Origin of the sequence: Pseudomonas sp. HMWF006 (assembly GCF_003061205.1) — a bacterium.
In the GTDB taxonomy this organism is placed as follows: domain Bacteria; phylum Pseudomonadota; class Gammaproteobacteria; order Pseudomonadales; family Pseudomonadaceae; genus Aquipseudomonas; species Aquipseudomonas monsensis.
On the sequence record NZ_QAIU01000648.1, the window covers coordinates 1 to 21,072 of the forward strand.

The window sequence follows — 21,072 nt, forward strand, 5'->3', positions numbered from 1 at the left end:
GGTCTCAAGTGTGTCGGTGGGCTACGACAACTACGACCTCGACTACTTCAACGAACGCGGGATCATGCTCACCAACACCCCGGACGTGCTCACTGAAAGTACCGCCGACCTTGCCTTCACCCTGATCATGAGCAGCGCCCGCCGCGTCGCTGAACTCGATGCCTGGACCAAGGCCGGCCAATGGCAAGCCAGCGTCGGCGCGCCATTGTTCGGCTGCGACGTCCACGGCAAAACCCTCGGTATCGTCGGCATGGGCAACATCGGCGCGGCCGTCGCCCGCCGTGGCCGCTTCGGTTTCAACATGCCGATTCTCTACAGCGGCAACAGCCGCAAGACCGAACTGGAACAAGAACTCGGCGCGCAATTTCGTAGCCTCGACCAGTTACTGGCCGAAGCCGACTTCGTCTGCCTGGTGGTGCCGCTCAGCGACAAGACCCGTCACCTGATCAGCCACCGCGAACTGGCGCTGATGAAACCGGGCGCGATCCTGGTCAACATCTCTCGCGGCCCGGTGGTCGATGAACCGGCTTTGATCGAAGCCCTGCAAAACAACCGCATCCGTGGCGCCGGCCTCGACGTCTACGAAAAAGAACCGCTGGCCGAATCGCCGCTGTTCCAGCTGAAAAATGCCGTGACCCTGCCGCACATCGGCTCTGCCACCCATGACACCCGCGAAGCCATGGCCAACCGCGCCCTCGCCAACCTGCGCAGCGCCTTGCTCGGCGAACGCCCGCAGGATTTGGTCAACCCGCAAGTCTGGCGCGGCTAAGCGCTGAAACCACAACGGGCAGGCGCTGCGAAACATCTGCCCGTTGTTCCCTTCCGTTGCCTCAGGCCAGTTTGCCAGCAGCGGATACCGGCGCCACCCGCGGTTTGCGAAACACCAACACGTTGCCCAGCATCACCAGCACCAGCCCGACCAGCGCCGACGCGGTCCACTGGTAACCTTCTGCGAACGCCGAAACGTTCAGTGCCACCACCGGGAACAGCACCGTGCAGTACGCCGCACGCTCCGGGCCCATGCGCCCGACCAGCGTCAGATAGGCCGTGAAGCCGATCACCGAACCCGGAATCACCAGATACAGCAATGCGCCGACGTAGCGTGGCGACCAGTCCATGTCGAACGGAATGCCTTTGACCAGGCACCACACCGAGAGCATCGCCGCGCCATAGGCCATGCCCCAGGCGTTGGTGGTCAGCGGCTTGAGGCCGGCCTTCTGCTGCAGGCTCGAGAGCATGTTGCCCGCCGAGAAACACAAGGTGCCGCACAGCGCCAGACCGAGGCCGAGCAAGGTTTGCGGGCTGGCTTGATGGCCGGCCAGCTCCGGCCAGAACAACATGCCCAGACCGAACAGCCCCAACGCCCCCCCCATCAACACGTTACGTGCAATGCGCTGGCCGAAGAACACCCGCGCATTCAGGGCGTTCCACAACGTTGCGGTGGAAAACACCACGGCCACCAGACCGCTGGGAATCCACTGGCTGGCGGTCAGGAAGCACATGAAGTTGACGCAGAACAGGCACAGCCCCTGCGCCACGCAGATCAGATGCCCACGACGGTTCATCGGTTGCAGACGACGGCTGAGCAACAACAATATAAACAGCACCAGTGCGGCGAGGCCGAAGCGATAGACGATCGACACCGGAATCGCGACCACGCCCAGTTGCCATTTCAGGGCAATCCAGGTGGTCCCCCAGATCAGCACGGTCAGCAGATACAACGACAGATTCATGGCAAATACTCCCTGATACTGCACAGCTAAACGCTTTTGCGTGGCGAGCGAGCTTGCTCGCCACAGGGTTTGCGCTTAATTGAGCGTCAGGGTGCTGCAACACGGGTCAAGGCACTTGCATAATCTTGCGCTTTTGTCTGGCGGCAGGCTGGCAGCGCGAAGGCTACGGAGTAGGATGCAAGGCGTTGAAGAGAACCGATCATGGCAGCCATTGATACCCTGCAAGTCTTTCAAGCACTAAACAGTTCGCCGAACGCACGCCTCGTGCACAGCGCCGAGCTCGGTGACGGCTTGTCTGCCGCTTTGTGGACCAACCACCACGATGCGCAGGATTATGAAGCGCCGAGCCACCACACGTTGTCCTGCTACATCGCCGGAGGCACCGGCACCTTTCGTCGTGATCAACCTGGTCAAAAAGGCGGGCCGGACAAATTGTGCATCCTGCCGGCCGACCATGAATCGGGCTGGGTGATCAATGGCGATATCCGCCTCGCGCATCTGTATTTCAGCGCCGAACAATTTGCCCTCGGTTGCGTGACTCTGCTTGATCGCGAGCCTCGGGAAATGCAACTGCGCGAGCAAACCTTTCTCGAAGATCCGCAACAGGCTCAACGCTTCCGGCAGTTGCTGACGCTGAACTGGGACGAGCCCGGCGAACGCTTATTGACCAGCAGCCTGGCCCATGAACTGATCAGCCATACCTTGCTCAGCCAGGTGGGTGCGCGTCAGGGCCTGCGTTTGAAGGGCGGACTGGCAGCGCATCAGCGTCGGCAACTGGTAGAGCTCATCGACAGTCAGTTGGCCGAGCCGATCAGCCTGGGGCAACTGGCCGGGTTATGTGCGCTGTCGGAATACCACTTTGCGCGGATGTTCCGCACCAGTTTCGGCCTGCCGCCGCATCAGTATGTGTTGGCGCGACGTTTGAGTCGGGCACGGGAATTGTTGCGCGGGACGGCGTTGCCATTGGGCGAGATTGCGCTGGCGTGCGGGTTTGCTAGCGCGAGTCATTTCACCAATCGGTTCAGGCAGGTTCTGGGCGGGACACCGGGTGAGTATCGGCAGGCGTTTTTGCGTTGAACCCTCCTCCCCTCACCCCAGCCCTCTCCCGGAGGGAGAGGGAGCCGATTGGGGGACGCTCAAGCGCTACGCCGACTTGAAAGTGCTGTTCTGAATCCAGAATCGATTCGATGTTTCAGGTCGACGTATCACGCAACACACCTCGGTCAGTCCCCTCTGAGGGAGAGGGAGCCGATTGGGGGAGGCTCAAGCATTACGCCGACCTGAAAGTGCTTTTCTGAATCCATAATCGATTCGATGTTTCAGGTCGACATATCGCGCAACACACCTCGATCAGTCCCCTCTGAGGGAGAGGGGGCCGATTGGAAGATGCTCAAGCATTACGCCGACCTGAAAGTGCTGTTCTGAATCCATAAGCGACTCGATGTTTCAGGTCGACGTATTGCGCAACACACCTCCGTCAGTCCCCTCTCCCTCCGGGAGAGGGTTAGGGTGAGGGGCTTTTGATTTTGCCTTAAAACTCCAGGGTGCTGGACAGCGACACCTGCCGCGCATCCCCCATCGACACAAAGAACCGGCTCGCCGCCGAGGTGTAATAGGTGCGATCAAACAGGTTCTTCACGTTGAGCTGGAACTTGACCTTCTGCCCTTCGACCTTGGTGTCGTAAGTGGCGAACGCGTCAGCCACGGTATAGCTCGGCAGGTCGAAATCATTCACCGCGTTGCCCGCGCGCTCGCCGACATACCGCGCCCCGGCGCCGACACGCAATTGATCGCCGCCGATCACGCTGCCGAAGTCATACACCGCCGACAACGAGCCGGAATTCTTCGCCACGTTTTGCAGGCGCTTGCCTTTGTAGTCCGGGTCTTCGGTGACTTCGGCATCGGTATAGGCATAACTGCCGATCATGCTCCAGCGGTCGCTGAGCTGTCCGGTCAGGTCCAGTTCCAGGCCGCGGGAACGCACTTCGCCGGCCGCGCTGTAGATCGTGGTCGGGCCTTCCGAGTTGGCCACCAGCACGTTGCGTTTCTTGATGTCGAACAGGGCGATGTTGCCGGTCAGGCGCCCCGGTATATCCAGCCGCGCCCCCAGCTCCCACGACTTGGCTTCTTCTGGCGCAATGCTGCCGTCGAGCACGGTGCTGCTGCCGCTCAACGGGGCGATGGTCGAGTTGGGTTTAAACGACTCGGTATAGCTGCCGTAGAACGACAACTCGTCGGTGTAGCGATACACCAGACCGGCGCGCGGTACGAACTTCTGTCCATTGCTGTCAGTGTTGGCCTTGAACGGCACGCCTTTGCCGGCGTACTGGTCGTACTCCTGGAAGCGCCCGCCGGCGACCAGAATCCACTGATCATCAAGATGAATCGAGTCCTGCATGAACACCGAATCACTGCGCAGCAAATCAGTCTGGGCGCTGTCCGCCGGGCTGACCGTGGTGCCTTCCACTTCGCGGCCATACACCGGGTTGGTGTAGCTGAAGGTGCTCAGGCTTTTCTGGCGGATCAGGTCAGCACGATAGATCTTGCGGTACTCGTCATCGACACCGAACACCAGATCATGCTGCATGCCCAGCACATTGACCTTGCCTTCAAGTCTGGCGGTGGTGAAGCGGTCGGTGCTGATCGCGCCATGCGTGCCGTCCATGCTGCGGGTCAGCGTGCCTTTCTTGGTGTCGATCGCGGTCACGCGCACCTGACTGGCGTCGTAGGTTTCGCGGTTCCAGCTGTAGCCGAAGTGAGCTTTCCAGTCGTCGGTGAGTTCATGGTCGGCTTCGAAATGATAAAGGTCCGAACGGCCTTCCATGTCGTTGAACGGCTCGTCGAGGCGCTGCTTGCGCGAGATGTCCAGCGGGTGGTTGGTGCGCGGATCGATCAACGTGCCACGGTCGAACGGGGTGAGAAATTCGCGATGCTCGTAGCCGAACGACAGTTGGGTGCGCTCGCCGAACCAGGCCAGCGACGGCGCGATCAGGGTCTCGCGGTGGGTACCGTAATTGCGCCAGTAATCTTCGTCTTCGTGATCGAGCACCAGCCGGTAGGCCAGGCCGGATTCACCCAGCGCACCGGTGCTGTCGAAGGTGCCGCCACTGCCATTCTTGCCGTCGCCGTAGGTCGAGCCGCGCAGGGTCAGGGCATTGTATTGAGTCAGTTCAGGTTTCTTGCTGACCAGATTGACCACGCCGCCCGGGTCCTGAATTCCGTACAACAACGAGGCCGGGCCCTTGAGCACTTCGACCCGATCGACCGTGGCGTTCATGCCCCGCCCCTGAACGATCGGCATGCCGTCGCGCATGATCGAGCCATTGCGGTTATCGCCAAAGCCGCGAGTCATCACCGAATCCTGGGTGCTGCCCAGCGTGTTGCCTTGGGTGATGCCGCTGACATTTGCCAGGGCGTCGTCGAGATTGCGCGGGGTCTGATCGCGGATGACCTGCGCCGGGATGACGTTGACGGTCTGCGGGATTTCCTGCAGCGAGGCCGAGGAACGCATCACCGAACTGGTTTCCGGTGGCTGGTAGCTCAGCGGATCGTCGCGCATCGAGGTAATGGTAGTGGCGCCAAGGTTCAGCGCGCCGGCGGTGGGTTGTGGTTCCAGCGCCAGGGTGTGGCTGTCGGTACGACGGAAGTTCAGCCCGGAACCGGCGAGCAGCCGTTGCAGCGCTTGTTCGGCACTCATTTGGCCATTCACCGCCGGCGCATTGAAGCCATACGGTGCTTCGTCGGTGTACACCACGCTTTGCCCGGTGACACGGGTAAAGTCGCTCAAGGCTTGCGGCAGCGGTTTGGCAGCCAAGGCGAAAGTAAACGGCTGTTGCGCCGGGCTGCTGACGGCTTCAGCCGCCAGCGCCACGCTCATCGGCAACAACGCCAATGCGGAAAAACTCAACGCCGAAACGCCTAACCACTGTTTGACCGAACCCGATTTTGCCCTGGACTTCATTGCTCAATGACCTGTGTAGAACCGCAACGGATGCGAATGACTCGCAGTTTCAGTCACTACACGGATGGGCCTGTGGTTTACCTCACCCCCATCCTGAAAATATTTTCAAAAATTGTGTTGGCGGATCTGGCTTGCGCGCGACCAGACCGAAAGCCTCAGCGCAAAATAATCAGATGCCCCAGCACCTGATGCTGCTCAAACCCCAACACCCCTTGCAGCGAACTCAACACCGCCTGCGGGTCCTTGCTCGGAAAACTGCCGCTGATCTTGCGTGCCGCCAACTCATCGTCGAGCAGCACAATCCGCCCCGGGTAATAGCGCCGCAAATCCTGCACCACATCGGCCAGCGTGGTTTTGTAATACGTCAGCCAGCCCTGACGCCAGGCCAGTTGCGCTTCGCTGTCCACCGCATGCCATTTTTGCGCAGCGCCCTGGCCATAGGCGACTTGCTGGCCGGCGGTGAGAATCTGTTGCTCGCCCTCACGCTGCGCCGTCACCCCGACTCGCCCGGACAACACCGTGACCTGCGCGCCGTGAGGTTGCAGACGCACTTCGAATTGCGTGCCGAGCACCCGCGCCTGGCCCTGCTCGGCCTCGACCACAAACGGAGCGCCCGTATGGGTGACGCTGAAAAAACCGGCACCACGGCGCAACTGCACATGCCGCTCGCCCTGGCTGAAATCCACGGCGATGGCGCTGTCGGCGTCCAGAGTCACTTGCGACTGATCGGCGAGGGTCACGGTGCGGATTTCGCCGGGCGCCGAGACATAGTCAGCGCCCAGATCAGCGATCCAGCGCTGCGGTTGCCAGCCGGTTCCAAGGCTGACCATCAACAACAGGCTCGCCGCCAGCGCCAGCACGCCGGACCCGCGAACGAGCGACTTGCGGCGCGGGCGATCCATCGCGTTGAGGTAACCCTGCAGTGCGAAAGCCTCTTCATCGGCCAGAGTGCGTGCCGGGCCTTCACTCAGTTCCCAGATCACCTGAGCCTGAGCATACGCCCGGGCGTGGGCCGGATCGGCGCGCAGCCATTGGCTGAACGTGAGTTGATCGCCAGCACTCGGCCGGTCGTGCAACAGGCTCAGCCAGGCCAGCGCAGCCTGCTCCTGCGCGGGCGTCGGGGGAATAGAATCGGATCGGTTCACGGTGCTTTCCCTGGCAGGCGTGGCGCGGGTTCGCGCAGGCTGGCCTTGCAGGCCTCAAGGGCGCGCATCATATGTTTTTCAACAGCGCTTTGGGACAGGCCCATGGCTTTGGCGATGTCCGCGTACTTGCGGCCGTGGATGCGATTGAGCAAAAAAATCTGCCGGGTGCGCTCGGGCAAGGCGCGCAACGCCGCTTCAACGTGGCGCAGATCGTTGCCGGCTTCGAGTGCGGCTTGCGGTTCGCTGCCGTGGCTGTGCGGTTCCTCCGGTTGCCAGCCTTCGTTGACCCGCACCCGCGTGCCTTCGCTGCGCAAATGGTCGATGGCGATGTTGCCGGCGCAGCGCAACAGATAGGTGCTGAGTTCTTCGACCTGCACCAGCGGCCGCCGCCAGAAACGCAGAAACAGATCCTGCACCAGGTCCGCCGCCGTCGCCCGGCACCCGACGCGGCGGTTCACCAGCGCTTCCATTTGCGAACGCTGGGACAGAAACACCTGAAGGAAATGCGCACGGGCACCCTGCGGCTCGTCGTCGCGCGATTCCGGTGGATGACTGATCAGCATGTCAGACCAACGCCCATGCGGCGGCCGGGCTGGCCAACAGGCTCAGCCAGATCCTGCTGGGCAGCCAGGCCATCAACGGGTGCAAGCCCTCTTTCATGCGTAACCCAAGCCGCGCGCCGCGCCGGAGATGGTCGCGAGCATCACGCTCGGCACCAGCAAGCCGACCCACGCCGACCACGCCGTGCGGCAGGCAAAGCACCAGAGCACGGCAACCAGATAGACCAGGAAGGAAATGGTCATGCCGGTCACCACCGCTTCGGCACGGCTCAACGGCAGCCAGAGGGTCAGGGTGACACTGGCCAGTGCCGCGACCAGATAGCCGCCAAACACCGCGGCCAACACCCGCGAGGTGATAGCCAGACGATAGGACAATGGGAGTGCGGCGAGTTTGCCTTTCATGTTTCGACCCTGAAACGAAAAACGTCCGACCGATCGACCGAACCTACAGGCGAGCAATATTAATGATAAATATTCTCATACGCAAAAGCATCTGATTGCCGGCCGACAGCTTGAACCCCTACAATGCGAACAGTTCTTGTTCTCTAACGCATGCTCTTTACCGCGTCCCCCAGACGCCCGGAGTCATACCGTTGTCGTCCGCCCATCCTGTCGAATCGCTTTATCAGGCCCACCACCCCTGGCTGACCGGCTGGCTGCGGCGCAAACTCGGCTGCCCGGACAGCGCGGCGGACCTGGCACAAGATACTTTCATCAAGCTGCTCAGCGCCCGCGAACCGCCGTTGATCATCGAGCCACGGGCCTTTCTCACCACGCTGGCCAAGCGAGTCCTGTTCAATCATTACCGTCGTCAGGACCTCGAGCGTGCCTACCTCGACACGCTGGCGCAGATGCCGGAAATGCTCGCGCCGTCGGAAGAAGACAAAGCGATCATCCTGCAAACCCTGATGGAGCTGGATCAGTTGCTCGACGGTTTGCCGCGCCCGGTCAAACGCGCCTTCCTGCTGGCGCAGGTCGATGGCCTGACGTATCCACAGATCGCTGGCGAATTGGGGATTTCCGTGGCCACGGTCAAACGCCATCTGAACAAAGCGGCAATGCGCTGCTATTTCGCCCTGTGAATCGCGTCCCGGATTTCTCTTCGCAGGTGGCCGAGCAGGCCGTGCACTGGCTGCTGGAAATGCAGCAAGGCACCTTTACCCCGCGCCAGCAGCAGGCGCTGCAACAATGGCTGGATGCACACAGCGAACACCGCCGCGCATGGGAACACATCCAGCGGGTCAACCAGCGCTTGCGCGGGGTGTCTTCGCCGCTGGCCCACGCGGCATTGAATGCGCCGCCATCCGCCGGCCGTCGTCAGGCGCTGAAACTGCTGGTGCTGCTCGGCGCCGGATCGGCACTCACCTGGGGGATGCGCGAGCACACGCCGCTGCCGGCGCTGCTCGCCGACTACCGCAGCCCGGTGGGGCAGCGGCGCAAGATTTCCCTGGGCACGGCGGATCAACTGCAACTCAACACCGCCAGTGCTGCCGATGTCGACGGTTCACAGCGATTGATCCGTCTGCTCGAAGGGGAAATGCTGCTGAACGCCGTGCAGGCATTCGAAGTGCGTACCGCGCAGGGCGTCCTGAAGACCCACGGCGCTCGACTCAACGTGCGCCAGTTTGCCGATCGCACCCAGGTGGCATTGTTTGAAGGCCGGGTCGAACTGACCACCAACGATCGTGCGCCAATGTTGTTGCCGGTGGCCCGGCAACTGAGTTTCAGCGCGACTACGGTCAGCGAAGCCACACCACTGGACGCCAACAGCGGCGCCTGGACCGACGGTATGTTGGTCGCGGCGCATATGCGCCTGGGCGACTTCGTCGATGAACTGAGCCGCTACCGTCGCGGGCAGCTGAACTGCGCGGCGACAGTTGCCGACCTGCTGATTTCCGGGACTTATCCCCTGGATGACAGCGAACGGATTCTGGATGTGCTGGAAATCAGTTTGCCGGTGAAAGTCAGGCGTTTTACCCGGTATTGGGTAACCGTAGAAGCCAAAGCCTGAAAGCTCCCTCGCCACAAAAACAGTCGAAAAAATGTTTGTAAACCATGAGCCGTTTTTCAGATCTGACGTGACAGAGAAGGAAAGCCCCTTGATTCAACCTTCTCAGGATCATCCGTCATGCACCCCACCCGCCTCACACCCCTGGCCCGCAGCCTGCGCAACCTTGTCCTCGGCGCCAGCCTGAGCTTCAGCGCCCTGCCCGCCCTGGCAGCCGAAACCAGGGTTTACCACATCGCCCCGGCGTCGCTGGAAAACGCCCTCAACCAGTTTGGCCGTGAAGCCGGCGTGCTGATTTCTTTCGGTTCGCAAGTCACCAGCGGTGTGCCAAGCCGTGGCCTGGAGGGCAGTTACACCGCCGCGCAAGGTCTTGATGCACTGCTCGAAGGCACCGGCCTGCAAGCCCGCGCCGAGGGCAACAATGCCTTCAGCCTGCAACCGGTGACCACCGGTGCTCTGGAGCTGGACACGTCGAAAGTCGTCGGTGACTGGCTGGGCGATGCGGCGCAGGTCAACGTCTTCGAGCATCCGGGCGCCCGCGACGTGATCCGCCGCGAAGACTTCGAACGCCAGGGCGCGACGCAGGCGCGGGACGTGCTCAACCGCATTCCCGGGGTCAACGCCCCGGAAAACAACGGCACCGGCAGCCACGACATGGCGCTGAATTTCGGCATTCGCGGCTTGAACCCACGACTGGCCGCGCGCTCGACCGTGTTGATGGACGGCATTCCCGTGCCGTTCGCACCGTATGGTCAACCGCAGTTGTCCTTCGCGCCGATCAGCATGGGCAACATGGATGCGGTGGACGTGGTACGGGGTGGTGGCGCGGTGCGTTACGGCCCACAGAACGTCGGCGGCGTGGTCAACTTCGTGACTCGCGCCATTCCTGATGAGCCGACGGTCAAGGGCGGTTTCCAGACCGAAACCAGCCCGTCGTCGAGCCATGACGGCTTCAAGACCAGCGCCAATCTGCTGGCCGGCGGCACCAACGCCAATGGTCTGGGTGGCGCTTTGCTGTACTCCGGCACCCGTGGCGGCGACTGGCGAGAACACAGCGACACCGAGATCGACGACCTGATTCTCAAGGGCAAATACCAGCTCGATGAGGCCAACAGTTTCAACGCCATGGCCCAGTATTACGAAGGCAAGGCGGACATGCCGGGTGGTTTGAGCGTCGCCGATTACGACGCCGATCCGTATCAGTCGACGCGGCTGAAAGACCAGTTCTGGGGCCGGCGGACGATGTTCAACTTCGGCTATCGCTATCAGGAAGATCGACGCGAATTCACCGCCAACACCTTCTTCACCAAGACCCTGCGCAGCGGTTATCTCGATCAGGGCAGCTTCCTCTCGCTGTCGCCACGTGAGTATTGGGTGCGCGGTTTCGAAACCCGTTTCGCCCAGGGCTTCGACCTCGGCCCGACCAGCCATGAAGTCGGCGTTGGCTACCGCTACATCAACGAGGCCGGCCATGAGTTGCGCTATCGCACGCCGATCAGCAGCAACCAGTACCCGACCAGCAACAGCCGCAACGACCGCGACACTCGGGGCGGTACCGAGGCCAATGCGTTCTTCGTCGACGACCGCATCGACATCGGCAAATGGACCATCACCCCGGGCGTGCGCTACGAGATGATCGAGTCGCAGCAGACCAACAACCTGACCAACGCCAAATACCAGGGCGATTACAACACCGCGCTGCCGGCGCTGAACGTGCTGTATCACCTGACCGACAGCTGGAACCTGTACGCCAACACCGAAGGTTCGTTCGGCAGCGTGCAGTACAGCCAGATGCCCAACCGCGTGAGCAGCGGCGAAGTGAAGCCGGAAAAGGCCCGCACCTGGGAACTCGGCACCCGTTACGACAACGGCGCATTGCGTGCGGAAATCGGCGCGTTTTTGATCAACTTCGACAACCAGTATGAAAGCAACCAGACCAACGATTCGGTGATTGCCCGTGGCGAGACCCGCCATCAAGGCATCGAGACCAGCGTCAATTACGCGCTGGATGACGTGAGCCCGGCACTGGCCGGTTTCGATGTGTACGCCACTTACGCCTACGTCGACGCGACCATTCGCGAAGACGGGCCGAACAAGGGCAATCGCGTGCCGTTCTCCTCGAAACACAAAGGCACGATCGGCGTCGGTTACACCGAGGGACCGTGGAAACTCAACTTCGATAGCAGCTTCCAGAGCGACCAGTTCGCCGACAATGCCAACACCTCAAAAGAAAGCGCCGATGGCAGCACCGGCAAGATCCCGGGCTACATGCTGTTCAGCAGCCGTGCGGGTTATGACTTCGGCCCGCAACTGTCGGACCTGAATGTGGCGGTGGGAGTGAAGAACATCTTCAACACCCAGTACTTCACGCGTTCGTTCGATGACAACAACAAGGGCAAGTACGTGGGTGAGCCGCGCACGGTGTATGTGCAGACTTCTGTAGCGTTCTGACAGCGACACAAACAAAAACGGGCCTGCATTCGCAGGCCCGTTCTCATTCGGTGGCTTATGAAATCAGCGCATCAACTGTTGATCGCTGCCTGTTCGTTCTCGTCAAACTCTTCTGCCAACAGCTTGTCGTTGGCCTTGGCGGTGAAGGGCACGATGGCGGCGCGGGGTTTGCCTCGCAGTTTGCCAAACAGGTGCTCCAGCGCGTGTTCCAGTTTTTCGGCTGCACCGTCGATCGCCTGTTCCAGCGAATCGGCTTTATGAGTGACGGAGATCGGTTGATGGCCTTTTGGCCGCGCTTCCAGCTGGCAGCGCATGTCATGGGGACCTGGTTTGTCACCGTTCTCGTCGGCCAGATGGACTTCGACGCGGGTCAGGTCTTCTTCATAACGTTCGAGCGTGCTCTCAATGGTTGTACGTACCCACTCCTCCAGTCGTTGACTACTTTGAATATGGTTATCGCTGTTGACTTGGATTTGCATAGTTCATCCCTTATTTCAGCTAGCTCGCAAGAGGCCTTGAACAGGATTTCGTGACCTCTTGATTACAACAATCGGCCCGACCGACGAACATTTCAACCCCTGGAAAAAGATAAATATTCATTCGCAAAAAAAGCCGGACAACCGAGCAAGTCACTGGTAAGGTCGGGAGTTGGGTCGCCTCGCAACCCTGCAAAATCTGCTCACAATTGCCCGTCGTTCAACGGGTGCAAACTGCGGAAAATCCCCGCCTCCTCCACCAGCCAGTCATGCACCGCACGCACGCCCGGATGGCTCAGCGCCCCCGGCGCATAGAGCAACACGTAGCGTTTGTGATTGGGCACCGACAGCCCGAACGGCACGATCAAGGTGCCGCGTTCCAGCTCATCATTGAGCAGTGTGCGCCGGGCAATCGCCACGCCCATGCCAGCGATCGCGGCTTCGATCGTCAAGTGATTGCGATTGAAGGTATGGCCGCGCCGGACATCGGCGCCCTCGAAGCCGATCGCGTTCAGATAAAACTCCCATTCCGCATATTCGTAACTGCCGCGCCAGGCCGTGATGTCGTGCAGCAGCGGGAAATGCACCAGATCCGCCGGCCCATGCAGCGGCGGGCGTCCACGCAGCAGACTCGGCGCACACACGGGGAAAATCTGCTCATCGAGCAAGGCTGTGGATAGCAGCCCCGGGTAGCTGCCGTCGTTCAGGTCAATCGCCAGATCAAAGTCGCCCTCGTGCAACGGCACGCTGCTGTCCTCGGCCACCAGGCGTAATTGGATGTCGGGATAGCGCTGCTGCAGGCGCGGCAGACGCGGGGTCAGCCATTTGCTGAGGAACGATGGAATCGAACGTACCCGCAGAATCCCGCTGATCATTCCGGCATCCAGTCGGCGCAGTTCGGCATCGATGCTGCCGTAGGCCTCATTGACCGTAATCGCCAGCCGCTGCCCTTCCGCGCTCAGCTCCACACCCCGCGCCCGACGATGGAACAGGCGAAAACCGAGGCGCTCCTCCAGTTGCCGGATCTGCTGGCTGACCGCCCCCGGGGTGATGTGCAGCTCTTCTGCACAGCGGGTGAACGACAGGTGCCGCGCGGCACAGGAAAACACCTGCAGCCAGACGTAGGTCTGGGCATGCAATTGACGGCTCATCGTTTAGTCCTGCTAAAGGCTTTCTTAGAAAGTTTCGTTGGTCACGTAGTACCGAGGTAGGCAGTATCGCCGACATTGCGCTTGGCCTACAAAAAATGGCAGCGATTCCTACTCCATTGCTTGTAAGGCTTTAGCATGGCTATCAGTGTTTTCGATCTATTCAAAGTCGGCATCGGCCCGTCCAGCTCCCACACCGTCGGCCCGATGCGCGCCGCTGCGACCTTCGTTGAGGCGCTGATTGATCAGCGTGTGTTGAACGATGTCCGTCGTGTGGAAATCCGTTTGTACGGTTCGTTGTCGGCCACCGGCGTCGGTCACGCCACCGACCGCGCCACGGTCATGGGCCTGATGGGCGAATGGCCGGACCGTATTGATCCGTCGACCATCGACCCACGTATCCAGCAACTGCGCGAAACAGGCCGCCTGTCACTCGCCGGGCAAAGAGAAATTGCCTTCAACTGGCAGACCGATCTCCTGCTGCTCGACGAGAGCCTGCCCTACCACCCCAACGCCATGTCGCTGACAGCCTTCGGCGAAACCGCCGAGCTGTTCGCACAAACCTACTACTCGGTCGGCGGTGGTTTCATCATCGAGGCCGCAGAGGCAGAATCCGGTGTGGCGCCGGCTGGCGATGTGGTGTTGCCGTATGATTTTTCCAGCGCCGCCGAACTGCTGAGCCTGTGCAGGCAGCACAACCTGCGTGTGTCCGAGCTGATGATGGCCAACGAACGCGCCTGGCGTAGCGACGACGAAATCCGCCAGGGCCTGTTGCACATCTGGTCGGTGATGCGCGAGTGCGTCGAACAAGGCCTGCGCCACGAAGGGATTCTGCCTGGTGGTCTGAACGTGCCGCGCCGGGCGGCGAAACTGCACCGCAGCCTGCTGGAAATCGGCAAGCCGAATGTGATCAGTTCGACGCTGTCGGCAATGGAATGGGTCAACCTGTTCGCCCTCGCCGTCAACGAAGAAAACGCTGCCGGCGGGCGTATGGTCACCGCGCCGACCAACGGTGCAGCCGGGATCATTCCGGCAGTTCTGCACTACTACATGAAATTCAACCCGGACGCGTCTGACGATGATGTGGTCGCGTTCTTTCTCGGTGCCGCCGCCGTCGGCATTCTGTGTAAGAAAAATGCCTCGATCTCCGGCGCCGAAGTCGGTTGCCAGGGCGAAGTCGGTTCGGCCTGCGCGATGGCCGCAGCGGGCCTGGCCGATGTGCTCGGCGCCACCCCGGAGCAACTGGAGAACGCCGCCGAAATCGGCCTGGAACACAACCTCGGCCTGACCTGCGACCCGGTCGGCGGCCTGGTGCAAGTGCCGTGCATCGAGCGCAACGCCATCGCGGCGGTGAAGGCGATCAACGCCACGCAAATGGCCCTGCGCGGCGACGGCAAACACTTCATTTCCCTCGACCGGGTGATCCGCACCATGCGCGACACCGGCGCCGACATGCATGACAAATACAAAGAGACTTCACGGGGCGGCCTGGCCGTGAGCTGGGTGGAGTGCTGACGCGCATTCCGTGACCGCCCCGGCAGACCGCGCACAACGGTCTGCCAAACGTGAGCCCGAGCAAAAATAATAACGAGGCAAAAACGATGACCGATGTACGCACACCTGCTGCCGAAAATCCCGCTGTAGATCGCACACACAACACCGAAACGGCCCACAAGGACTGGAGCAAATCCGACACCACCTGGATGCTCGGCCTGTACGGCACCGCGATTGGTGCCGGCACCTTGTTCCTGCCGATCAACGCCGGTGTCGGTGGTTTCTGGCCGCTGCTGATTCTGGCCGTACTGGCCTTCCCGATGACGTTTTTCGCCCACCGTGGTTTGACCCGTTTCGTGTTGTCCGGACGCTCCGGGGACATCACCGAAGTAGTTGAAGAACACTTCGGTATCGGTGCCGGCAAGCTGATCACGCTGCTGTATTTCTTCGCGATCTTCCCGATACTGCTGGTGTACAGCGTCGCGCTGACCAACACCCTGAGCAGTTTTCTCGAACACCAGTTGCACATCGCTCCACCACCCCGGGCCATCCTGTCGCTGGTGCTGATCCTCGGCCTGATGGCGATCGTGCGTTGCGGACAGAATGTGATCGTCAAAGCCATGAGCGTGCTGGTCTATCCGTTCGTTGCCGCCCTGTTGCTGCTCGGCCTGAGCCTGATCCCCAACTGGAACGGCGCGTTCTTCGCCAGCGCTCAAGAGGCGATGCCGCTGTCGGTGTTCCTCAAGACCTTGTGGCTGGCGATCCCGGTGATGGTGTTCTCGTTCAACCATTCGCCGATCATCTCGGCGTTCGCGGTCGACCAGAAACAGCGCTACGGCGCACAGGCCGAGCGCAAGAGCAGCGGCATCCTCGCCATGGCCCACGGCATGATGGTGGTGACGGTAATGTTCTTCTGCTTCAGCTGCGTGCTGGCGCTGTCGCCGACAGATCTGGCAGCGGCGAAGGCGCAGAACATTTCGATCCTGTCGTACCTGGCCAACCACTTCCAGACTCCGGTCATCGCTTACGCCGCGCCGCTGATTGCGCTGGTGGCGATCACCAAATCCTTCCTCGGCCACTACATCGGCGCCAGCGAAGGCTTTCAGGGCATGATCGTCAAAAGCCTGCGCAGCCGTGGCAAGGTGATGTCGGCGAGCTGGCTTAACCGTGCGACCGCGCTGTTCATGATCCTCAGCTGCTGGGCCGTCGCCACGTTCAACCCGAGCATTCTGGGCATGATCGAAACCCTCGGCGGCCCGGTGATTGCCTGCCTGCTGTTCCTGATGCCGATGTACGCCATCCGCCGTGTGCCAGCCTTGCGCCAGTATTCGGGACAGGTTTCGAACGTGTTTGTGGTGCTGATCGGCCTGATTGCACTGTCGGCGATCATCTACTCGGTTATGCCCTGAAACGGGCCATAAATGACAAAGGCGAGCCAGGTGCTCGCCTTTTTTATCCCGTATCCATTGTCCAACAATTTTCCCGGCACAGCCCTTGCTACATCCCTGCAGGAGCTGCCGCGGGCTGCGATCTTTTGATCTTCATGACCGACATCAAAACACCGCAGATCAAAAGATCGCAGCCTGCGGCAGCTCCTGCACAAAGCAACACACAGGCCACGGAATGGCCGATGGTCCGGTATGGCGAACCAACCCGATCACGGCCGGTCAACAACTGCACGTTCAATCAGGCGGTGACGCATCATGGACAATCCTTTTCAGATCATTACCGATGCCTTCGCGCCGGACTATCAGATCAACCTGAGCATTCAGGGCCTGGACGGCAGCATCATGCTGACCCTGTCGAACAGCGGCCGCATCGTGGCCAAACGCATGATCAGCAGCGAACAACGCAACGATCCACAACGCTTGCGGCGGCTGGTGCAAAGTATTCAATTCGGCATCGCCATCGAACAGGGCCACAGCGCCATGGCGATCCTCGAAGCGATGACCAGCGGCGACGGGCTGCCGCCGCCACCGCAGCAAATCGACAGCCAGTCTCGACCGTCGGCGGGCCTTTAGAGTTCGCCTTTCTCGATCTCCGGGTGTTCACCGGAACCAGCGCCCAGCTTGCGCTGCGGTTTCTCGATCTTCACCGAAGGAAATTGTGACGAGGCGTAACGCACCACCAGAATCGAGAACGCCAGCAGCAGAATGCCGCCGCACAGGTAGATGATGCCCATGTCCGGCGGATTGTGGTGCGAGACGTTGGAGATCAGCAAACGGGTCAGCGCAGTGATCGCCACGTAGATCAGGAAGCGCACAGGCATGTGGTTGGTCTTGAAATAAATCCCGACCATCGCCCCCAGTTCGAGATAGATGAACAGCAAAAGAATGTCATCAATCTTGATGTGGCCTTCCTCGAGCATCCCGAGAAACTCCATCACTGCCGCCCACGCCGTGACCGCACCGATGGCGAACAGCGCCAGGTAGTGGAAGGTTTCGACGAACAGGTTGCCCAGGGACTCGGCCAGTTGATGCACGTTTTGCCGCAGTTTCTCGGCCCAGTTGATTTTCACGATGATGTTCCTTAGCCCGACTCGGGCGGATGATGCGTGTTGGACGTGACGGTTTTTCTGCACGCGCTCTGTTTCATGCAGAAACGAGGCCACGCCATCATGGCGAGCCCCCGCAAAAGCTGCGCCGTGGCGTTTGGTCGCACATGCCAGCCTGCACCGAAGCCTGTGGGAGCGAGCTTGCTCTCGAATGGCCACCACGCGGTCATCCCCTGACAAACCCCGAATCCGGTCTACATTAAAAAGCCACTACCCAAAGCGCAGGGATTCGCTTATCCTTTCGCTGTATATAAATACAGTAGTCGCTAAGACAACTAAATGTGAAGGCATGTGAGGTGGTGAATGGCCGTCGAAGTGGTATACCGCAGCAGCCGAGATCTGGAGCGCTTGTTCATGGATAAAGCCGAAGCTGACCGTCATGACAAAATGCTCGAACTGGCTGAGATGCTGTCCGAAGTGTTGCAGAAAGCCGTGCCGTCGCTGAACGAGCAACAGGTTGAAGAAGTCGGGATCTACATGGCGAAGAACCGCGATGTGTTCGCCAAAGCCTTCAAGAGCCAGCCTGATGCGTTATCGGAACTCATCAATGCACCGGCTGAGCCAGTGGCTGAAGTGGCTGATACGGCAGAGTCTGCTGAAGCACCGGCCAAACCGGCAAAAGCGGCGAAAGCTGCCAAGTAATCATCGCCTGATCAAAAGATCGCAGCCTTCGGCAGCGCCTGCAGGGAATACGTATTCCAATCCAGGAGCTGCCGACGGCTGCGATCTTTTGCGTTTCAGCGATACAGAACCTTCTCCGCCAACTCATCGGCCACCCGCGCCGGCGAGCGCTTCTCGGCCTGGGCATGGGCGAACACTTCGGTCAGTCGCGAGGAAATCTTCGACAGGTGCGCGGTGATCGTCCCCAGCTCTTCACCGCGATGCTTGAGCGAGACGTAGATCAGGCCACCGGCGTTGATTACATAATCCGGCGCATACAGAATCCCGCGCCGCTCCAGCTGATCGGCGACATCCAGGTGCGTCAGTTGGTTGTTCGCGGAGCCCGCGACCGCCGAGCAACGCAATTGCGTCACCGTGTGACTGTTGAGCACCCCGCCGAGACCGCACGGCGCAAGGATGTCGCACGGCGTGCTGAGCAATGCATCGTTGGCAATCGGATGCGCATTGAGTTGCTCCATCGCCAGTTGCACCTTGCCATGGTCGATGTCGCTGACCAGCAATTCTGCTCCGGCCGCGTGCAGTTGTTCGGCCAGTGCATAACCGACATTACCCAGGCCCTGAATGGCGATGCGCAGACCTTCGAGGTTGTCGCTGCCCAAGCGCGCCATCGCCGTTGCCCGAATCCCGGTAAACACGCCCATCGCCGCATGCGGCGCCGGGTCACCGGCCGACGTGGTGCTGGTGACATGCTGAGTCTGCTGGGCGATGCAATCCATGTCGGCGACCGAAGTGCCGCTGTCGATCGCCGTGATGTAGCGGCCATCAAGCTGTTCGATGCAACGCCCAAAGGCTTCGAACAGTGCGCCACGGTTTTCCACATGGGCCGGGCGCACGATGACCGCCACCCCGCCACCCTGCGCCAGCCCCGCCGGCGCAGCCTTGTAGCTCATGCCCTGAGCCAGGCGAATGGCATCTTCGACCGCAGATTCATCATTGGGATAGGCAAGATAACGGCATCCACCCAAGGCTGGCCCGAGGCGACTGTTATGGATGGCAATGACCGCCTTCAACCCGGTAACCGGGTCAACGCTAAGGTGCAGCGATTCCAGGCGAGTGCTTTGCATGAGCGCAAACATCGTTGGGCTCCCGAATCACTTCTTGTAGAACGCCAGTATAGGCTCGCGCCCAAAAATTGCTGAAGCGCACCGGAATAAGCACCCGCGCAGACCGCGGCTTTGCGGCATAACCCGAGACTGGCATGGCCCGGCACTGGACGAATGCCACGGACGGGGCTAAAACGAGGCATGCCCCGGAGATTTCGATGAGTCCGCGCCAACGCTTTTTCGACTGCCTGCACCGTTCACCGCCCGCGCTGTTCGAAGCCGCGCTGTGGATCGCGGCCGAACACGAAAAAGAGCTCGACCCCGAGGCGCTGCTGCAGGACTTCAAGGAGCTGCAACAACGGGTCAGCTACGGGCTACCGATGCTGCCGGTCAATGAACTGGCCCAGCCCCTGTTGCGGCGAATGATTGAACTGGGGTTTGCCCAGGACGATTTCCTGCCGTTGCGCCCCCAGGCGGCGCTGCTGCACAAAGTGCTGCACACCCGACGCGGGCAGCCGCTGACACTGGCGCTGATTGCGCTGGAACTGGCACGCGGGCTGGAGATTCCCTTGGTCGGCGTCAACTTTCCCGGGCATTTCCTGCTGCGCGTGCCCGGCGCCGATCATTTGCTCGATCCCTGCGGTGGTCGACGTCTGTATCCGAATGACTGTCGCGAGCTGCTACAGCGTCAGTACGGGCCGAACATGCAACTCAACGGCGAGCATTTGCTGACGGCGACACCGGTGCAAATGCTCCAGCGCCTGTCACGCAACCTGCGTCAGTTACACCTGGCCCACGATGACTTCATCGCCGCGCTGGTCGATGCCGAGCGCGTACTCGAACTGGGGAATGCGGCGGCCGCCGATTATCTGGCCCGGGCCAGTCTGTATCAGCGACTCGACTGCCCGAATGCCGAGCGTTTCGATCTGGAGCACGCGCTGCTGCTGAGCGACGACCCGATCCAGCGCCTGCGTCTGACGGAGCGGCTCGGACACCTGCCGCCGAATTCCGTGGTGCACTGAACGCCTTTGCGGAGCGCGCGCCTGCTCGCAAAGCAGGCACTTCCGCTTGTCCTGTCAGATCGCGTTATCGTTCTTTGCGAGCAGGCTCGCTCCCACAGGGGGCAGTGTGGCTTCTGCGGGTGATCGCACCTGAATGATCAACAACGCCGCCAGCACCGCCGGTATCGCACAAAAGAAGAAAATCTGCGCCACCGGAATGTGCATCGCCAACAACAGACTGCCGAACAGCGGCCCGAGAATCGAACCGAAACGCCCCACGCCCAACGCCCAGCCGGTGCCCGTGGCGCGCACCTGTGCCGGGTAGAAATTACTGGCGAAGGCGTTCAGCGTCAGTTGCCCGCCGATGATGCAGAACCCGGCGGCAAACACGCAGGCCACCAGATAGCGCGGATTGTCGTGATTCAAGCCCAGCAGAATGGTGCACAGCGCTGCGCCGGCCAGCACGCCGGACAACAACCGCACCTTGCGTTTCAGGCGGTCGGCGAACCAGGCCATGCAGATGGCGCCTAGGGTACCGGCGAAGAGGAACATCGACGTCACCAGGTTGGCCTCGTTGAGTTTCAGGCCACTTTCGAGCAGCAGCGACGGCAACCAGCTGATCATGAAATACAGCAGAATCAGGCTGACGAAAAACGTCGCCCAGATCAGTAAGGTCGGCCGTGCATAACCGTTGCGGAACAACTCGACCATGGTCAGTTTGCTGCCCTGCTCGCGCTCGTTCTGCGCGGCAGATGCAGGCGGTGGCTGCCAGTCCGGCAGCATCCGTGCGGTGACGTTGCGCAAGCGCGTATAGGGC

19 protein-coding genes and 1 pseudogene are annotated in these 21,072 nt (G+C 61.0%); 10 read left to right on the forward strand and 10 right to left on the reverse strand.

The features are described 5' to 3' along the window. On the forward strand, positions 1–769 hold a 769-nt coding region (locus tag DBR24_RS29880; protein ID WP_146189152.1), incomplete at its 5' end, for a D-glycerate dehydrogenase. Positions 770–830: 61 nt separating this feature from the next. Here the strand turns inward: DBR24_RS29880 and DBR24_RS29885 are convergent. Next, positions 831–1,733 carry a DMT family transporter gene (locus DBR24_RS29885; RefSeq protein WP_128616490.1) on the reverse strand — a complete coding sequence of 301 codons (903 nt, stop codon included), beginning with the start codon at positions 1,731–1,733 and terminating at the stop codon, positions 831–833. 201 nt (positions 1,734–1,934) lie between these two features. Between DBR24_RS29885 and DBR24_RS29890 the strand changes: the two genes are divergently transcribed. Beyond that, on the forward strand, positions 1,935–2,810 hold the full coding sequence (locus DBR24_RS29890) for an AraC family transcriptional regulator (RefSeq protein ID WP_128616491.1): 876 nt from the start codon (positions 1,935–1,937) through the stop codon (positions 2,808–2,810). 454 nt (positions 2,811–3,264) lie between these two features. Here DBR24_RS29890 and DBR24_RS29895 read toward each other — a convergent pair whose 3' ends face one another. The 4 genes from DBR24_RS29895 to DBR24_RS29910 form a co-directional block, all read right to left on the reverse strand. Beyond that, the gene (locus tag DBR24_RS29895) at positions 3,265–5,694 is read right to left on the reverse strand and encodes a TonB-dependent receptor (protein ID WP_128616492.1); all 2,430 of its coding nucleotides are present in this window, start codon (positions 5,692–5,694) and stop codon (positions 3,265–3,267) included. Between the two features lie 155 nt (positions 5,695–5,849). Beyond that, positions 5,850–6,839 carry a FecR family protein gene (locus DBR24_RS29900; protein WP_128616493.1) on the reverse strand — a complete coding sequence of 330 codons (990 nt, stop codon included), beginning with the start codon at positions 6,837–6,839 and terminating at the stop codon, positions 5,850–5,852. After that, entirely contained in the window at positions 6,836–7,402 is a 567-nt protein-coding gene (locus DBR24_RS29905; RefSeq protein WP_128616494.1) for an RNA polymerase sigma factor, read from the reverse strand. Before DBR24_RS29905 ends, DBR24_RS29900 begins: the two co-directional genes overlap by 4 nt. 93 nt (positions 7,403–7,495) lie before the next feature. Then, the gene (locus DBR24_RS29910) at positions 7,496–7,801 is read right to left on the reverse strand and encodes a DUF3649 domain-containing protein (RefSeq protein WP_128616495.1); all 306 of its coding nucleotides are present in this window, start codon (positions 7,799–7,801) and stop codon (positions 7,496–7,498) included. Positions 7,802–7,992: 191 nt separating this feature from the next. Here DBR24_RS29910 and DBR24_RS29915 point away from each other — a divergent pair, with 191 nt between their 5' ends. From DBR24_RS29915 to fecA, 3 genes are all read left to right on the forward strand, one after another. Next, positions 7,993–8,481: a sigma-70 family RNA polymerase sigma factor gene (locus DBR24_RS29915; protein WP_123464791.1), complete on the forward strand. Its 489-nt coding sequence runs from the start codon at positions 7,993–7,995 to the stop codon at positions 8,479–8,481. After that, positions 8,478–9,410: a DUF4880 domain-containing protein gene (locus DBR24_RS29920; RefSeq protein WP_128616496.1), complete on the forward strand. Its 933-nt coding sequence runs from the start codon at positions 8,478–8,480 to the stop codon at positions 9,408–9,410. Before DBR24_RS29915 ends, DBR24_RS29920 begins: the two co-directional genes overlap by 4 nt. A gap of 117 nt (positions 9,411–9,527) precedes the next feature. Continuing rightward, complete coding sequence (fecA, locus tag DBR24_RS29925) at positions 9,528–11,858, forward strand: TonB-dependent Fe(3+) dicitrate receptor FecA (protein ID WP_123464787.1); 2,331 nt, start codon at positions 9,528–9,530, stop codon at positions 11,856–11,858. Between the two features lie 71 nt (positions 11,859–11,929). Here the strand turns inward: fecA and DBR24_RS29930 are convergent, their stop codons facing one another. Together DBR24_RS29930 and DBR24_RS29935 are read right to left on the reverse strand one after the other, a co-directional pair. After that, positions 11,930–12,337, reverse strand: coding sequence for an HPF/RaiA family ribosome-associated protein (locus DBR24_RS29930; protein WP_123464785.1), 408 nt, complete (start codon positions 12,335–12,337; stop codon positions 11,930–11,932). 200 nt (positions 12,338–12,537) lie between these two features. After that, entirely contained in the window at positions 12,538–13,485 is a 948-nt protein-coding gene (locus DBR24_RS29935) for a LysR substrate-binding domain-containing protein (RefSeq protein WP_007914183.1), read from the reverse strand. A gap of 135 nt (positions 13,486–13,620) precedes the next feature. Between DBR24_RS29935 and DBR24_RS29940 the strand changes: the two genes are divergently transcribed. From DBR24_RS29940 to DBR24_RS29950, 3 genes are all read left to right on the forward strand, one after another. Beyond that, positions 13,621–14,997, forward strand: a complete 1,377-nt coding sequence (locus tag DBR24_RS29940) for an L-serine ammonia-lyase (RefSeq protein ID WP_128616497.1) — start codon at positions 13,621–13,623, stop codon at positions 14,995–14,997. 86 nt (positions 14,998–15,083) lie between these two features. Next, complete coding sequence (locus tag DBR24_RS29945) at positions 15,084–16,385, forward strand: HAAAP family serine/threonine permease (RefSeq protein ID WP_128616498.1); 1,302 nt, start codon at positions 15,084–15,086, stop codon at positions 16,383–16,385. Between the two features lie 294 nt (positions 16,386–16,679). Next, positions 16,680–16,997, forward strand: a complete 318-nt coding sequence (locus tag DBR24_RS29950) for a DUF3509 domain-containing protein (RefSeq protein WP_123464779.1) — start codon at positions 16,680–16,682, stop codon at positions 16,995–16,997. Here DBR24_RS29950 and DBR24_RS29955 read toward each other — a convergent pair. Further along, complete coding sequence (locus tag DBR24_RS29955; RefSeq protein ID WP_003221775.1) at positions 16,994–17,494, reverse strand: phosphate-starvation-inducible protein PsiE; 501 nt, start codon at positions 17,492–17,494, stop codon at positions 16,994–16,996. The two genes, DBR24_RS29950 and DBR24_RS29955, sit on opposite strands and share 4 nt — an antisense overlap. Positions 17,495–17,833: 339 nt before the next feature. Between DBR24_RS29955 and DBR24_RS29960 the strand changes: the two are divergent. Further along, positions 17,834–18,088, forward strand: a pseudogene (locus DBR24_RS29960) (YebG family protein); the annotation flags it as partial. A 179-nt stretch (positions 18,089–18,267) separates the two neighbouring features. Here the strand turns inward: DBR24_RS29960 and DBR24_RS29965 are convergent. Next, a complete protein-coding gene (locus DBR24_RS29965) occupies positions 18,268–19,287 on the reverse strand; it encodes a Glu/Leu/Phe/Val dehydrogenase dimerization domain-containing protein (RefSeq protein WP_128616499.1) in 1,020 nt (339 codons plus the stop codon). A gap of 185 nt (positions 19,288–19,472) precedes the next feature. On the opposite strand from DBR24_RS29965, the gene DBR24_RS29970 reads away from it, so the two are divergent. Next, positions 19,473–20,276: a SirB1 family protein gene (locus DBR24_RS29970; protein ID WP_123464765.1), complete on the forward strand. Its 804-nt coding sequence runs from the start codon at positions 19,473–19,475 to the stop codon at positions 20,274–20,276. Positions 20,277–20,330: 54 nt separating this feature from the next. Here DBR24_RS29970 and DBR24_RS34485 read toward each other — a convergent pair. Next, positions 20,331–21,072 (reverse strand): MFS transporter (locus DBR24_RS34485; RefSeq protein ID WP_256591992.1); only part of this gene is annotated, 742 nt, incomplete at its 5' end.